The organism is Bradyrhizobium sp. CCBAU 25360 (genome assembly GCF_028128695.1).
Lineage (GTDB): Bacteria > Pseudomonadota > Alphaproteobacteria > Rhizobiales > Xanthobacteraceae > Bradyrhizobium > Bradyrhizobium ottawaense.
On record NZ_LBJA01000045.1, the window covers coordinates 253,007 to 268,307 of the forward strand.

General features: G+C 64.6%; 14 protein-coding genes. 12 read left to right on the forward strand and 2 right to left on the reverse strand.

Annotation, left to right across the window (positions count from 1 at the left end; all coding sequences use genetic code 11):
• Window positions 1-49: 49 nt before the first annotated feature.
• Together XH81_RS35285 and XH81_RS35290 are read right to left on the reverse strand one after the other, a co-directional pair.
• On the reverse strand, window positions 50-1,879 hold the full coding sequence (locus XH81_RS35285) for an IlvD/Edd family dehydratase (protein WP_028145164.1): 1,830 nt from the start codon (window positions 1,877-1,879) through the stop codon (window positions 50-52).
• Between the two features lie 136 nt (window positions 1,880-2,015).
• On the reverse strand, window positions 2,016-3,116 hold the full coding sequence (locus XH81_RS35290; RefSeq protein WP_028145163.1) for a LacI family DNA-binding transcriptional regulator: 1,101 nt from the start codon (window positions 3,114-3,116) through the stop codon (window positions 2,016-2,018).
• Between the two features lie 202 nt (window positions 3,117-3,318).
• Here XH81_RS35290 and XH81_RS35295 point away from each other — a divergent pair, with 202 nt between their 5' ends.
• From XH81_RS35295 to XH81_RS35350, 12 genes are all read left to right on the forward strand, one after another.
• On the forward strand, window positions 3,319-4,386 hold the full coding sequence (locus XH81_RS35295; RefSeq protein WP_028145162.1) for an ABC transporter ATP-binding protein: 1,068 nt from the start codon (window positions 3,319-3,321) through the stop codon (window positions 4,384-4,386).
• A 47-nt stretch (window positions 4,387-4,433) separates the two neighbouring features.
• The gene (locus XH81_RS35300; protein WP_028145161.1) at window positions 4,434-5,753 is read left to right on the forward strand and encodes an ABC transporter substrate-binding protein; all 1,320 of its coding nucleotides are present in this window, start codon (window positions 4,434-4,436) and stop codon (window positions 5,751-5,753) included.
• 100 nt (window positions 5,754-5,853) lie between these two features.
• Complete coding sequence (locus XH81_RS35305) at window positions 5,854-6,771, forward strand: carbohydrate ABC transporter permease (RefSeq protein ID WP_080670311.1); 918 nt, start codon at window positions 5,854-5,856, stop codon at window positions 6,769-6,771.
• Entirely contained in the window at window positions 6,764-7,699 is a 936-nt protein-coding gene (locus XH81_RS35310) for a carbohydrate ABC transporter permease (RefSeq protein WP_028145159.1), read from the forward strand. Before XH81_RS35305 ends, XH81_RS35310 begins: the two co-directional genes overlap by 8 nt.
• Before the next feature lie 67 nt (window positions 7,700-7,766).
• Window positions 7,767-8,753 carry a D-erythronate dehydrogenase gene (gene denD, locus XH81_RS35315; protein WP_028145158.1) on the forward strand — a complete coding sequence of 329 codons (987 nt, stop codon included), beginning with the start codon at window positions 7,767-7,769 and terminating at the stop codon, window positions 8,751-8,753.
• A gap of 24 nt (window positions 8,754-8,777) precedes the next feature.
• Complete coding sequence (locus XH81_RS35320) at window positions 8,778-9,752, forward strand: sugar kinase (RefSeq protein ID WP_028145157.1); 975 nt, start codon at window positions 8,778-8,780, stop codon at window positions 9,750-9,752.
• Window positions 9,753-9,763: 11 nt separating this feature from the next.
• The gene (gene eda / locus XH81_RS35325) at window positions 9,764-10,414 is read left to right on the forward strand and encodes a bifunctional 4-hydroxy-2-oxoglutarate aldolase/2-dehydro-3-deoxy-phosphogluconate aldolase (RefSeq protein WP_028145156.1); all 651 of its coding nucleotides are present in this window, start codon (window positions 9,764-9,766) and stop codon (window positions 10,412-10,414) included.
• Between the two features lie 61 nt (window positions 10,415-10,475).
• Window positions 10,476-11,645: an acetyl-CoA acetyltransferase gene (locus XH81_RS35330; RefSeq protein WP_028145155.1), complete on the forward strand. Its 1,170-nt coding sequence runs from the start codon at window positions 10,476-10,478 to the stop codon at window positions 11,643-11,645.
• A 122-nt stretch (window positions 11,646-11,767) separates the two neighbouring features.
• A complete protein-coding gene (locus XH81_RS35335; RefSeq protein ID WP_028145154.1) occupies window positions 11,768-11,974 on the forward strand; it encodes a hypothetical protein in 207 nt (68 codons plus the stop codon).
• Window positions 11,975-12,102: 128 nt separating this feature from the next.
• Window positions 12,103-13,302: a CaiB/BaiF CoA transferase family protein gene (locus XH81_RS35340; protein WP_028145153.1), complete on the forward strand. Its 1,200-nt coding sequence runs from the start codon at window positions 12,103-12,105 to the stop codon at window positions 13,300-13,302.
• Between the two features lie 145 nt (window positions 13,303-13,447).
• Window positions 13,448-14,584, forward strand: a complete 1,137-nt coding sequence (locus tag XH81_RS35345) for a thiolase family protein (RefSeq protein ID WP_152103096.1) — start codon at window positions 13,448-13,450, stop codon at window positions 14,582-14,584.
• On the forward strand, window positions 14,581-14,940 hold the full coding sequence (locus XH81_RS35350) for a Zn-ribbon domain-containing OB-fold protein (RefSeq protein WP_028145151.1): 360 nt from the start codon (window positions 14,581-14,583) through the stop codon (window positions 14,938-14,940). Before XH81_RS35345 ends, XH81_RS35350 begins: the two co-directional genes overlap by 4 nt.
• Window positions 14,941-15,301 lie beyond the last annotated feature (361 nt).

Here is a 15,301-nt window from a genome sequence, read left to right on the forward strand (position 1 = left end):
ATGGATTCCGGCCTGCGCCTTGCGGCGCATCCCGGAATGACAATCTTGCTTAGTGATTATCCCGCGCCACGCCAAACGTGCCGGCGACGTTCTGATAGCGCGTGGCGAGCTCCATGCAGGCGCCGGTCGATTGCTGGCCGACGGTGTTGCGATAGATCTCCTGCCACGGCGTCTGGTTTTCGGGATGCTTGAAGCCGCCATTGGCCTTGAGCTCGGCGTGACGCTTCTTCAGCTCCTCGTCCGAGATCAGGATGTTGGCGCTGCCCTTGTTGAGGTCGACCCGGACCTTGTCGCCAGTCTTGAGTATCGCAAGCCCGCCATTGGCGGCGGCTTCCGGCGAAGCATTCAGGATCGAGGGCGAGCCCGAGGTGCCGGACTGGCGGCCGTCGCCGATGCAGGGCAGGGACAGGATGCCGCGTTTGATCAGCGCTGCCGGCGGCTGCATGTTCACGACCTCGGCTCCACCAGGGTAACCGATCGGTCCGGTGCCGCGGATGAACAGCACGCAGCGCTCGTCGATGTCGAGCGAGGCATCGTCGATCCGCGCGTGATAGTCCTCCGGACCCTCGAACACGATGGCGCGGCCCTCGAATGCGTTGGGATCTTTCGGATTGCTGAGATAGCGGTCGCGGAATTCCTTGGAGATCACTGAGGTCTTCATGATCGCGGAATCGAACAGATTGCCCTTCAGCACCAGGAAGCCGGCGTCCTTCACCAGCGGCTTGTCGTAAGCCCAGATCACGTCGTTGTCGGGGACAGGCGCGTCCTTGCAGTTCTCGCCGATGCCGCGGCCGTTGACGGTGACGGCATCCTCATGGATGCGCTTGTGCTTCATCAACTCGCGCACCACCGCAGGCACGCCGCCGGCGCGGTGGAATTCCTCGCCGAGATAGAAGCCGGCCGGCTGCATGTTGACCAGCAGCGGCACGTCGTGCCCGACCTTCTGCCAGTCCTCGATGGTGAGCTCGACGCCGATGTGGCGGGCCAGCGCGTTGATGTGGATCGGCGCGTTGGTCGAGCCGCCGATCGCCGAATTGATCACGATGCAGTTCTCGAACGCCTTGCGGGTCAGGATGTCCGAGGGCTTGAGATCTTCCCAGACCATCTCGACGGCGCGCTTGCCGGTCTCGTAGGCGATCTGGCCGCGCTCGCGATAGGGCGCGGGGATCGCCGCGCAGCCCGGCAGCGAGAAGCCGAGCGCTTCGGCAAGACCGTTCATGGTCGAGGCGGTGCCCATGGTGTTGCAATGGCCGACCGAGGGCGCCGACGAAGCCACGATCTCCATGAACTCTTCATAGTCGATCTCGCCCGCGGCGAGCCGCTCGCGCGACTTCCAGACGATGGTGCCGGAGCCGGTGCGCTCGCCGGCATGCCAGCCGTTCAGCATCGGGCCGCCCGACAGCACGATCGCGGGCAGATTGACGGTCGCCGCCGCCATCATGCAGGCCGGCGTGGTCTTGTCGCAGCCGGTGGTGAGCACGACGCCGTCGAGCGGATAGCCGTAGAGGATCTCGACCAGGCCGAGATAGGCGAGGTTGCGGTCGAGCGCGGCGGTCGGGCGCTTGCCGGTCTCCTGGATCGGATGGGTCGGGAATTCCATCGCAATGCCGCCGGCCTCGCGGATGCCCTCGCGGACGCGATGGGCAAGCTCGATATGGTGGCGGTTGCAGGGAGAGAGGTCGTTGCCGGTCTGGGCGATGCCGATGATCGGCTTGCCGGACTGCAGCTCCGCACGGGTGAGGCCGTAATTGAGGTAGCGCTCCATGTAGAGCGCCGTCATGCCCGGATTATGCGGGTTGTTGAACCATTCCTGCGAGCGAAGGTGGCGGCGGGAGCCGTTGCCGGCGGGCGCATGCCCATTGGTTGGCTTTTTTGTCATTGGTTTCTCCTGCAATGCAAACGCACTGGCGTCCGTCCATTTACATCAGTCTTGGGGTGTCGGCTTGTGCGATGCCCAATGACGCCAATGACGGATCGCTGGCCCGCTGGCGGGTCGTTTCCTCACAAATGCGATACTAGTCATGGCTACTTGGTAACGCTACCATTTTGTTCGCCGCGCCTGCGCCTGAAACGGTCGGCCTGCCGTCCGAATGGCGCGGCGATGAGCTTTGCCGCTCGATTACCCTGAAGCCGAGATCGAGCACCGACTGCTCCGGGCGCCGTCCGTCGATCGCCTCGATCAGCATGGTGGCGGCCGTTTTGCCCATCTCGTAGCGGTTGGTGCGCACGCTGGTGAGGGTGGGGACGGCGGAGGCCATGAATTCGAGGTCGTTGAAGCCGACGATCGCGATCTGCTCGGGGACAGCGATCTCCCGGCGCCGGCATTCGAACAGCACGCCGAGCGCAAGGTCGTCATTGGCGCAGAACACCGCATCGAGATTGGGCTCGCGCGCCAGGAGATCGGTGAACAGGGCGCCGCCCAGCGTCACCGAGGTCGGTGTCGCCGTGGTGACGACGAGGCGCTGCTCGAACAGTGCGGCATCCTTCATCGCCGAGACATATCCGTCCAGCCGCCGCTGCACCCGCGGGTCCATGCGCGCACCGACGAAGCCGATCTTGCGGCGGCCCTGCTCGAACAGGTGCCCAACCGCTGCGCGGGCTGCATCATAGTGCGAAAAGCCGATCATCATGTCGACCGGATCGGGGCCGATCTCCATGATCTGCACGATCGGGCAATCCGCGGCCTCCAGCATGGCACGCGATTCCGTGGTCTGGTCGATGCCGGTGACGATCAGCCCGGCCGGCTTTTGCGCGAGAAACAGTCGCAGCAGCTTTTCTTCCTGGAGAATGCTGTAGCGCGTGTTGGACAACTGGATCGAGTAACGGCTACCTTCGGACGCGTCGTAGATGCCGCGCAGCACGTCCGAGAACACGTTGTTGGTTAGGGACGGGATCAAGACACCGATGACCTCGGTGCGTTGCGAGGCCAGCGCGCGGGCCGCAAGGTTCGGCACATAGCCGAGCTCCTTGGCGGCGCTCTCGACCCGCGTCCGCTTGCCGATCGACAGGGCCTCCGGATTGCGGAAGAAGCGGGACGCCGTAATCGGGCTGACGCCGGCAAGCTCGGCGACTTCCGCCAGCCGGATCTTGCCTGACTTGGTGCGTTTTCGACCCATTTGCTGCTCTTAACACAGTCAGTCCCGCAAACAAAGGAACGTTGACAGCGCTACCAGCAACGACTAACCAAAGACAAATTGCCAAAACCGCACAAACTGCCGACAATGTTGCCCGCTAAGATCGGGCCGAGTTCGGTGAAGTCTGAAAAAACAAGACGGTCGCGGCGCTAGAGGCGCCGTGGACTTTCGAGGAGGGAGCTAGATGTCGTCTGTGCAAATCCGCGACGTGCGGAAATCGTTCGGCAATTTTGAAGTCCTGCACGGCGTGACTGTACCGATCGAGGACGGCCAGTTCGTCGTTCTGGTCGGCCCTTCCGGCTGCGGCAAGTCGACGCTTCTGCGCATGCTCGCCGGTCTCGAGAACATCACCTCCGGCACGATCTCGATCGGCGACCGCGTCGTCAACAATGTCCAGCCCAAGGAGCGGGACATTGCGATGGTATTCCAGAACTACGCGCTCTATCCGCACATGACGGTCGCCGACAACATGGGCTTCTCGCTGAAGCTGCGGAATGCGGGCGCCGACGAGATCAACAAGCGCGTCAAGCGCGCCGCCGAGATCCTCGCGCTGTCGCCGCTGCTCGATCGCTATCCGCGCCAGCTCTCCGGCGGCCAGCGCCAACGCGTCGCGATGGGCCGCGCCATCGTGCGCGATCCGCAAGTCTTCCTGTTCGACGAGCCCTTGTCCAACCTCGACGCCAAGCTGCGCGTCGCCATGCGCACCGAGATCAAGGAGCTGCATCAGCGGCTGAAGACGACGACCGTCTACGTCACCCACGACCAGATCGAAGCCATGACCATGGCCGACAAGATCGTCGTCATGCATGACGGCATCGTCGAGCAGATGGGCACGCCGCTCGAGCTCTATGACAAGCCCGATAACCAGTTCGTCGCCGGCTTCATCGGCTCGCCCGCGATGAACTTCCTGAAGGGGCATGTGCGCGTCAACGGCGTTGCGACCTTCGAGGGACCGAACGGCGTCAAGCTGCCGCTCAAGACCGCTCCCGCGGCGTCCGACGGCCGTCCCGCGGTCTATGGCGTGCGGCCCGAGCATTTCACCATTGCCGACGACGGCGCCGAAGCCGAGATCATCGTGGTCGAGCCGACCGGCTCGGAGACGCAGGTGTTCGCCAAGATCGGCGGCGAGCAGGTCGTCGCGGTCTTCCGCGAACGCCATCAGTTCAACCCGGGCGACAAGATCCGGCTGAAGCCCGATCCGTCGCTGGTGCATCTGTTCGACGAGGCGACGGGAAAGCGCCTGAACGCGTAGCGTAAGTTCAAGTTAAGACAATAAAAAAGCATCACAGGGAGGACGACATGCAAGACTTTACCCGCCGGACTCTGCTTCAAGGCGGAACGGCACTGGCTGCGACCGGCATGCTCACCGGGCCGGCACTGTTCGATTTCGCCAAGGCCTGGGCGCAGAGCGCGCCCTGGAAGGCGGAGCCCGGTGCCAAGCTGACCGTGATGCGATGGAAGCGCTTCGTGCCGGCTGAGGACGACGCGTTCAACGCAATGGTCGCGGCGTTCAAGGCTGCCACCGGCACCGAGATGAACGTGTTCAGCGAATCCTTCGAGGACGTGCAGCCGAAGGCCTCTGTTGCGGCCAATACCGGCTCCGGGCTCGATCTCGCCTGGGGCCTGCACACGTTGCCGCAGCTGTTCCCCACCAAAGTGCTGAAGATGAACGACGTTGCCGATTATCTCGGCAAGAAGTACGGCGGCTGGACCGATGCGGCCGCCAAGACCTGCAAGCAAGGCAACGACTGGCTCGGTATTCCCGTCGCGACCAACGGCGGTTACATGACGTACCGCAAGTCGGCGCTCGACAAGGCGGGGTTCAAGGAATTCCCGAAGGACTTCCCCAGCTTCCTCGAGATGTGCAAGGCGCTGAAGGCGAACAACACGCCGGCCGGCTTCGCGCTCGGGCACGCCTCGGGCGACGGCAATTCGTGGCTGCACTGGGTGCTGTGGGGCCACGGCGCCTACACGGTCGACCAGAGCGACAAGATCATCATCAATTCGCCGGAGACCGCGAAGGCGCTGGAATATTGCAAGTCGCTGTACGATGCCTTCATCCCGGGCACCGCGTCCTGGAACGATTCCTCCAACAACAAGGCGTTCCTCGCCGGCGAGCTCTATTGCACGGCGAACGGCATCTCGATCTACGTTGCCGCCAAGACCGATGCGAGCAAGAAGGAGCTCGCCGAGGACACCTATCACGCGCTCTGGCCGGTCGGACCGGTCGGCAAGCCGACCGAGCTGCAGCTTGCGCTGCCGATCCTCGCCTTCAACTTCACCAAATATCCGAACGCGGCGAAGGCTTTCGTCGCCTTCATGCTGGAGAAGGAGAACTACGAGAAGTGGCTGGACGGCGCGCAGGGCTATCTGACGCAGACCTTGAACGGCTATGAATCGGCGCCGATCTGGACGGCGGATCCCAAGAATGCCGTGTTCTCGCAGGCGTCCAAGCGCACTCTCCCGGCGGCCGGTATCGGCACCGTCGGCGAAAAGGCGGCAACCGCAATCGCCGACTTCATCGTCGTCGACATGTTCGCCAACTACTGCACCGGCACCAAGGATGCGAAGGGCGCGATGGCGGAAGCCGAGCGCCAGCTGAAGCGCATCTATCGCTGAGGGTCACGGGGCGGGCGGCCATTCGGCCGCCCGCTCGTCAACATTTCGATCAGGGATATCGGGCATGGCTGATGTCGCAATTCCCCGGGCCAAGCCTCAGATGAGAGAGGACGGCGCCTGGACCCAGCTCAAACACAATCGCAACTGGCTCGGCTTCTGGTTCATGGTGCCGGCCATGGCCTTCCTGATCTTCTTCCTGGCCTATCCGCTGGGGCTCGGCATCTGGCTGTCCTTCACCGACACCCGCATCGGCAGGGTCGGGCACTTTGTCGCTACCGAGAACTATGAGTGGTTGTGGGACGACTCCATCTTCTGGCTGTCGGTGTTCAACACGCTGCTCTACACCTTCGTCGCCAGCGCCCTCAAATTCGCGATCGGGCTTTATCTCGCGCTGCTGCTGAACGAGAACATGCCGTTCAAGGCGATGTTGCGCGCGATGGTCCTGATCCCCTTCATCGTGCCGACGGTGCTCTCGGCACTGGCGTTCTGGTGGATCTTCGACTCGCAATTCTCCATCATCTCCTGGTCGCTGAGGCATCTCGGCCTGATCGACCAAAACATCAACTTCCTCGGCGACACGACCTGGGCGCGCATTTGCGTGATCTTCGCCAATATCTGGCGCGGCGTGCCGTTCGTGGCCATCACGCTGCTGGCGGGCCTGCAGACGGTGTCGCCCTCGCTCTATGAAGCCGCAACGCTCGACGGCGCCACGCGGTGGCAGAATTTCCGCTTCATCACCTATCCGCTGCTGACGCCGATCATCGCCGTCGTGATGACCTTCTCGGTGCTGTTCACCTTCACCGACTTCCAGCTGATCTGGGCGATGACCCGCGGCGGCCCCGTCAACGCCACCCATTTGATGGCGACGCTGTCCTACCAGCGCGCGATCATCGCCGGGCAACTGGGCGAGGGTGCCGCGATCTCGAGCGCCATGATCCCGTTCCTGCTCGCCGCAATCATGGTGTCGTGGTTCGGCCTCCAGCGCAGGAAATGGCAGCAGGGAGAGAACAATGACTGATCTGCCCACCAGGTCCGTTGATCTCAAGGCCGTGCTATCGGGATCCTCTCCGACGGTGGCGAAGGACGATCACAGCGAGGGCATGAGCTATCTGCAGTCGGTGCCGCGCCGGATGGTGACGCTGTACCTGCCGCTCGCGATCATCGTCATCGTTCTGCTGTTCCCGTTCTACTGGATGGCGCTGACCTCGGTGAAGCCGGACGAGCAATTGCTCGATCTCGACAGGTACAACCCGTTCTGGACCTGGAATCCGACCTTCAAGCATTTCCACAAGCTGCTGTTCGAGAGCTACTACCCGTACTGGCTCTGGAACACGATGTACGTGGCCGTCTGCGCGACGGTGCTTTCGATCATCGCGTCGGTGTTAGCTGCCTACGCCATCGTGCGCTTGCGCTACAAGGGCGCCAATCTCGTCGGCGGGCTGATCTTCCTCGCTTATCTGGTGCCGCCGTCGATCCTGTTCATCCCGCTCGCCACCGTCGTGTTCCAGTACGGCCTGTTCGACTCGCCGCTGGCGTTGATCCTGACCTATCCGACCATCCTGATCCCGTTCTCGACCTGGCTCTTGATGGGCTATTTCAAGACCATCCCGTTCGAGCTCGAGGAATGCGCGCTGATCGACGGGGCGAGCCGCTGGCAGATCCTGATCAAGATCGTTCTGCCGCTCGCAATCCCCGGGCTGATCTCGGCCTTCATCTTCTGCTTCACGCTGTGCTGGAACGAGTTCATCTACGCGTTGACCTTCCTGCAGTCGACCAGCAACAAGACGGTGCCGGTCGCGATCGTCAACGAGTTCGTGGACGGTGACATCTACCGCTGGGGTTCGCTGATGGCCGGAGCCCTGGCCGGCTCGCTGCCGCTCGTCATCCTTTACGCCTTCTTCGTGGAGCATTATGTGTCCGCGATGACCGGCGCCGTGAAGGAATAATCGCGGGGTCCGCCACGGGAGCGCGCCGGAGGCTGCGCGCTCCGGCCAATAAGAAGGAGTTAAGCTCTTGCACATTCTGGTTCTCGGCGCCGCCGGCATGGTCGGCCGCAAATTGTGCGAACGGCTGTTGCGTGACGGCCGGCTCGGCAAGAGCGACATCACCAAGCTGACCATGCATGACGTGGTCGAGCCGAAGAGGCCGGAAAAGGCCGGTTTCCCGGTCGAGACCGTGTCGGGCGATTTCGCAGTCCCAGGCGCGGCCGAGAAGCTCATCGCCGGCCGCCCGGACGTGATCTTCCATCTCGCCGCGATCGTCTCCGGCGAAGCCGAGCTCGACTTCGACAAGGGTTACCGCATCAATCTCGACGGCACGCGGATGCTGCTCGATGCTGTCAGGCTGGTCGGCGGCGGCTACAAGCCCCGCGTGGTGTTCACGTCCTCGATCGCGGTGTTCGGCGCGCCGTTCCCCGATGCGATCGGCGACGAGTTCTTCCACACCCCGCTGCTCAGCTACGGCACCCAGAAGGCGATCGGCGAGCTGTTGCTGGCCGACTATTCGCGCCGCGGTTTCCTCGACGGCATCGGCATCCGTCTGCCGACCATCTGCATCCGGCCGGGCCTGCCCAACAAGGCGGCATCGGGTTTCTTCTCCAACATCCTGCGCGAGCCGCTGGCCGGCAAGGAAGCGGTGCTGCCGGTGTCCGAGGACGTTCGCCACTGGCACGCGACGCCGCGCTCCGCGGTCGGCTTCCTGCTCCATGCCGGCACCATGGATCTCGCCACCGTCGGCCCGCGCCGCAATCTGACCATGCCAGGCCTTTCGGCAACGGTCGGCGAGCAGATCGCCGCCTTGAAGCGGGTTGCCGGCGAAAAAGTCGCGGCGCGCATCAAGCACGAACCTGATCCCTTCATCGTCGGCATCGTCGGCGGCTGGCCGCGCAATTTCAATGCAAAGCGGTCGCTCGAGCTCGGCTTCACCACCGCCGAGAAGACCTTCGACGACATCATCCGCATTCACATCGAAGACGAGCTCGGCGGCAACTTCGTCGCATGATCACTGACTGAGCGAGCCCTGGTGATGGCGAGCGTTGCTTGCATCGGCGAATGCATGGTCGAGCTCAGGCAGGCGCAAGGAGGCGCGTCTGCCGGGCAAGGGCAGGGCGGCGGGCTGTATTCGCGCGGCTTCGGCGGTGACACCCTCAACACCGCGGTCTATCTGGCGCGGCTCGAGGTCAAGGTCGATTATCTCACCGCGCTCGGCGATGACGGCCTCAGCGAAGAGATGATCGCGGCCTGGAATGCGGAGGGCGTCGGCACAAGGCGTGTCGTGCGGCTGGCCGGCAAGCTACCCGGCCTCTACATGATCCAGCTGGATGCGAAGGGCGAGCGCCAGTTCTTCCACTGGCGCGACAGCGCGGCGGCGCGCCAGCTGATGAACCTGCCGGAGACCGATGAGCTGCTCAACTCGCTGATGAGCTACGACATCGTCTATCTCTCCGCGATCACGCTCTCGATCTACGATGCGCCCGGGCGCGAGCGGCTGTTCGCGGCGATCAAGCGCGCGCGCCTGCTCGGCACCCGCTTCGTGTTCGACACCAATTTTCGCGCGCGGGGTTGGCCGGACCGCGACGTCGCGCGCGAGGTGTTTGCGGCTGCTTTCGCCGCCGCCGATATCGTGCTGACCTCGACCGAGGACCTGCTCGCGCTCTATCCTGGCGAGAGCAACGATCAGCTGATGGCGCGCATCCCGACGCCCGAGCTGGTGTTCCGGCTCGCCGAGCCCGTCAGCCTGCTGCGTTTCCCCGGGGCTACCCATGAGGTCCGGGCCGAACCGATGACCAAGCCCGTCGTCGACACCACGGCGGCCGGAGACAGCTTTGCCGCGGCCTATATCGCGGCCCGGCTCGCCGGTTCCGATCCGGTCGAGGCCGCCCAGGCCGGGCATCGCCTCGCCAGCCTCGTGATCTGCTATTCCGGCGCCATTATTCCGGGCTATGCCATGCCGCCGAAGAAACGGCACCGGCCGGCGACCTCCCGCCAGGCGACCAAGTAAAGATAGACCCTATGACCACGACTGCCCAACAGAACCACCTCGCCGCGCTGTTCAAGGCGGCGACCGTCATTCCCGTCCTCACCATCGAGCGGATCCAGGATGCCGTGCCGCTGGCGCGCGCGCTGGTTGCCGGCGGCGTCCGCACACTGGAGGTGACCATGCGCACCCCGGTTGCGATCGAGGCGGCGAGGGCGATGATGGCCGAAGTCCCGGAGGCGGTCGTCGGCATCGGCACGATCCTCAATCCGGCCGACTTCACCCGTGTCGAGAAGCTCGGCGTCGCCTTCGGCATCAGCCCGGGCCTGACCCCCGATCTCCTCAAGGCCGCCGCCCACAGCTCCCTGCCGTTCGCGCCGGGCATCGCCACGGCGTCCGAGCTGATGCTGGCGCTGTCGCACGGCCTCGACGTCGCAAAATTCTTCCCGGCCGAGCAGGCCGGCGGCATCAAGGGCCTGCGTTCGCTCGGCGGCCCGTTCCCGAACGTGCGGTTCTGCCCGACCGGTGGCATCGGTGAGGCCAATGCGGCGAGCTGGCTCGCCGAGCCCAACGTGGTCGCGGTCGGCGGTTCCTGGCTGTGCCCGACGGCCGAGATCAAGGCCGGGAACTGGGCCGGCATAACTGCCATCTGCCAGCGCACCCTCAAGGCCCTGAAACCCGCGTGAAGTCTTGCCATCCCTGCGCTAAGACTTAGCTCAGGAAGAGAGACCCCAGGGAGACATGATCATGACTGCCAGCATCGTCGGATGGGCGCATACGCCGTTCGGCAAGTTCGACACCGAGACCGTCGAAAGCCTCGTCACCCGCGTCGCCAATGAGGCGATGGCCGATGCCGGCATTTCGGCCGGCGATGTCGACGAGATCGTGCTCGGCCATTTCAACGCCGGCTTCTCGGCGCAGGATTTTACCGCCTCGCTGGTGCTCCAGGCCGACCCGAAGCTGCGCTTCAAGCCGGCCACCCGGGTCGAGAACGCCTGCGCCACCGGTTCTGCCGCCGTGCACCAGGGCCTGCGCGCGATCGCCGCAGGCGCCGCCAAGATCGTCCTGGTCGTCGGTGTCGAGCAGATGACCCGCACCCCGGGCGCCGAGATCGGCAAGAACCTGCTGAAGGCGTCCTACCTCCCCGAGGACGGCGACACCGTCGGCGGCTTCGCCGGCGTGTTCGGCAAGATCGCCAGCTCTTATTTCCAGAAATACGGCGACCAGTCCGACGCCCTGGCGCTGATCGCGGCCAAGAACCACAAGAACGGCGTCGCCAATCCCTTCGCCCAGATGCGCAAGGATTTCGGTTTCGACTTCTGCCGCGCCGAGAGCGAGAAGAACCCCTACGTCGCCGGCCCCCTCAAGCGCACCGATTGCTCGCTGGTCTCCGACGGCGCCGCCGCGCTGGTGCTGGCTGACGCCGAGACCGCCAAGGGCATGACCAAGTCGATCGGCTTCCGCGCCACCGCGCACGCCCAGGACTTCCTGCCGATGTCCAAGCGCGACATCCTCCAGTTCGAGGGCTGCACCGTTGCCTGGCAGCGCGCGCTGGAGAAGGCCGGGGTGACGCTGTCCGATCTCTCCTTCGTCGAGACCCATGACTGCTTCACCGTGGCCGAGCTGATCGAATACGAAGCGATGGGGCTGACGCCGAGGGGGCAGGGCGCCCGCGCCATCAAGGAAGGCTGGACGCTCAAGGACGGCAAGCTGCCGGTCAATCCGTCCGGCGGCCTGAAGGCCAAGGGCCATCCGATCGGCGCCACCGGCGTTTCCATGCATGTGATGACCGCGATGCAGCTCGCAGGCCAGGCGCCCGAGGGCATGCAGCTCAAGAACGCCAAGCTCGGCGGCATCTTCAACATGGGCGGCGCCGCGGTCGCCAACTACGTCTCGGTGCTGGAGCCGCTGAAGTAGGTCTTGTAGGGTGGGCAAAGGCGCGAAGGCGCCGTGCCCACCCTCTTCCTTGCGTTAGATCATGGTGGGCCCGCTTCGCTTGGCCCACCCTATGGCTCCTGATTGATTGGCGGAAATGCATCATGAGCACTGACTACGAAGACTCGCTGTCGATGGACGCACTCAACGGTCGGATTGCGATCCTCGAGGACAATATAAGGCAGCTCATCGAGCAGGCCGCGGCCGCCTCAGGCGAGCAGAACGAGTCGCGCATCGCCGACCGGATCAGCCAGCAGAACGAAGAGCTCGACCGGCTCCTCAAGATCCGCGAATCCCGCCAGAAGAAATAGCGGCCGATATCACCGCGCGGCGCATGCGGCCATACGCCGGCCGCCCTTGCGCGCGCGGCACCGCTGCCCTTAGCTGGACCGAAATCGCGGGGCCGCGCCTTGAGCCCCCCGCGCATCGGGAGCGAATGATGGGGCCGCTGAAGGGCATCAAGGTCATCGACATGACCACCGTGCTGATGGGGCCGTATGCGACCCAGATGCTCGGCGATTACGGCGCTGACGTCATCAAGGTGGAATCGCTCGACGGCGACGTCACCCGCCTGATCGGCCCGATGCGCCATGCCGGCATGGGCCCGGTATTCCTCAACACCAACCGCAGCAAACGCTCGATCTGCCTCGATCTGAAGAAGCCCGCGGGCCGCGAGGCCGTGTTGCGGCTGCTGAGGGACGCCGACGTTCTCGTCTACAACGTCCGTCCGCAGGCGATGGCGCGGCTGCAGCTCGGCTACGACGTCGTCTCCGCCCTCAATCCGCGCCTCGTCTATGCCGGCGTGTTCGGCTTTGGCCAGGATGGCCCGTATGCCGCAAAGCCCGCCTATGACGATCTGATCCAGGGCGCCACCGCGCTGCCGGCGCTGATGGCGCAGACCGGCGACGGCGTGCCGCGCTACGTGCCGAACGCGCTGGTCGACCGCATCGTCGGCCTCACCGCCGTCGGCGCGATCTGCGCCAGTCTCGTGCATCGCGACCGCACCGGACGCGGCCAGCGCGTCGATATCCCGATGTTCGAGACCATGGCCGGCTTCGTCATGGGCGATCACATGGGCGGGCTCACCTACGAGCCGCCGCTCGACAAGGGCGGCTATGCCCGCCACCTCTCGCGCGACCGCAGGCCGTACAAGACCTCGGACGGCTATCTCAGCGTCATCGTCTACAACGACAAGCAGTGGGAGAATTTCTTCAAGGCGACGGCGCGCGATGATCTGCGTGTCGATCCAAAATTCGCGACTTTCGCGGGGCGCGCCGCCAATATCGACGTCGTCTATGCCGAGCTCGCGCGCATCTTCGAGACGCGCTCCACCGCCGAATGGATCGACCTGCTGACCAAGGCCGACGTGCCGGTCATGCCGATGCACGACCTCGCGTCGATCCTGCACGACGAGCATCTGGAGGCGACGAATTTCTTTCCGGTCGTGGACCATCCGACCGAAGGTCCGATCCGCAGCATGAAAGTGACCGCGACCTGGTCGGAGACGGAGGCCGAGCCGGTGCGGCTGGCGCCGCGGCTCAACGAGCACGGCGCGGAGATTCTTCGCGAGATCGGATACTCCGCCGACGAGATCGCCGCCATGGTGCGCGACGGCGTCACGCGCTCGCCGCCGGAGTAGGGGAGGAAGTGATGGCGACAACTCTCTCATCCGTCATTCCGGGGCGCGACGAAGTCGCGAGCCCGGAATCCATAACCACGATCGGGAGTATGGATTCCGGGCTCGCGCCAAGGGGCGCGCCCCGGAATGACGAGGAGGAGAGACGATGAGCTTCATCACCGGCGTCGGCCTCACGCCCTTCGGCAAGCATGACGGCTCGTCCTCGCTCGACCTGATGAGCCAGGCGGCACAAGCCGCGCTCGACGATGCCGGGCTGAAGCGCGCGGACATCGACGGCATCCTTTGCGGCTATTCCACCGTCTCGCCGCACATCATGCTGGCGACCGTGTTCGCCGAGCACTTTGGAATCCGCCCGAGTTACGCTCACGCCGTGCAGGTCGGCGGCGCCACGGGACTCGCGATGACGATGCTGGCGCATCACCTCGTCACCTCGGGCGTCGCGCGCAATGTGCTGGTCGTTGCCGGCGAGAACCGGCTCACCGGGCAGAGCCGCGATGCCTCGATCCAGGCGCTGGCGCAGGTCGGCCATCCCGAATACGAGGTGTCGCTGGGACCAACGATCCCCGCCTATTACGGCCTCGTCGCTAGCAGGTACATGCACGAATATGGCGTGACCGAAGAGGACCTTGCCGAATTCGCCGTGCTGATGCGCAGCTACGCCTGCACCCATCCCGGCGCGCAATTCCACGACCCGATCACCGTTGCCGACGTCATGGCCTCGAAGCCGGTGGCGATGCCGCTCAAGCTGCTCGACTGCTGCCCCGTGTCCGACGGCGGCGCCGCCTTCGTCATCAGCCGCGAGCGGACGGGGGAGGCGGGCGTGCGCATCCGCGGCTGCGCCCAGGCGCATACCCATCAGCATGTCACGGCCGCGCCCGCGCTCAGCGAACTCGGCGCCGAGATCTCCATCGCCCGCGCCAAGAAGGCCACGGGCCTTGCGATCTCCGACGTGCGCTACGCCGCGATCTACGACAGTTTTACCATTACGCTCGCGATGCTGCTCGAAGACCTCGGTCTTGCCGGCCGCGGCGAGGCCGCAGCCCGCGTCCGATCGGGCCATTTCAGCCGCGACGGCGCGATGCCGCTGAACACCCATGGCGGCCTGCTCAGCTATGGCCATTGCGGCGTCGGCGGCGCTATGGCGCATCTGGTCGAGGCGCATTTGCAGATGACGGGGCGGGCGGCTTGCCGCCAGGTGCGCGACGCCTCGATCGCGTTGCTGCATGGCGACGGCGGCGTGCTGTCGTCGCATGTGAGCATGTTCCTGGAGCGGGTGCGATGAGCGGGCGTCTGGCAGACTGGACCAAGGGCGAGGCGGCCATCACCTACCACACCTGCAACTCATGCGGGCATGTGCAGTATTTCCACCGCGCCTTCTGCGCGGCTTGTGGCGAATCGGATCCGCGCGAGCAGCGCGCCAGCGGCAAGGGCAGGGTCTATGCGAGCTCGCTGGTCTGCCGCGCCGCCACACCCGAGACGCGCGCACACGTGCCTTACAACATTTTGCTGGTCGATTGCGCCGAGGGTTTTCGCATGATGGCGCATGGCGACAACGGACTCGTCATCGGCGATTCGGTCATCGCGAGCTTCAAGCCGTTTGCCGGGAAACTCGTGCCGTTCTTCACGAAGGAAACGTAACGGGATTCGTCATTCGGGGGCGGTCATGGGACCGAGCCTGGAACGGGTATTCTGGGCCTGGCCTGTGCGAGGGCCACCCCGGAATGACGAAAACTCTAGAACTCCAACTAACGCCCGTAGAACAAGATGCTGGCGATGACGAGCATCGCCGTCACCGCCAGCATATGCGCGAGCGCTCCCGAGGCCGCCCCCTTGGTGGCTTCCTTCATGCCTTTTTCTCCCTAGACTTGGGCGTGACTCATCGTTGTGCGGCTAGCGCACCCGACGGCCAATTGTTTTACTCGGAACACCCCATTTGCGAGTATTCACCGTGATTTGTCCCCACGCGGCGAATATCGACTGTGTCAGGGTCGATCAGCAA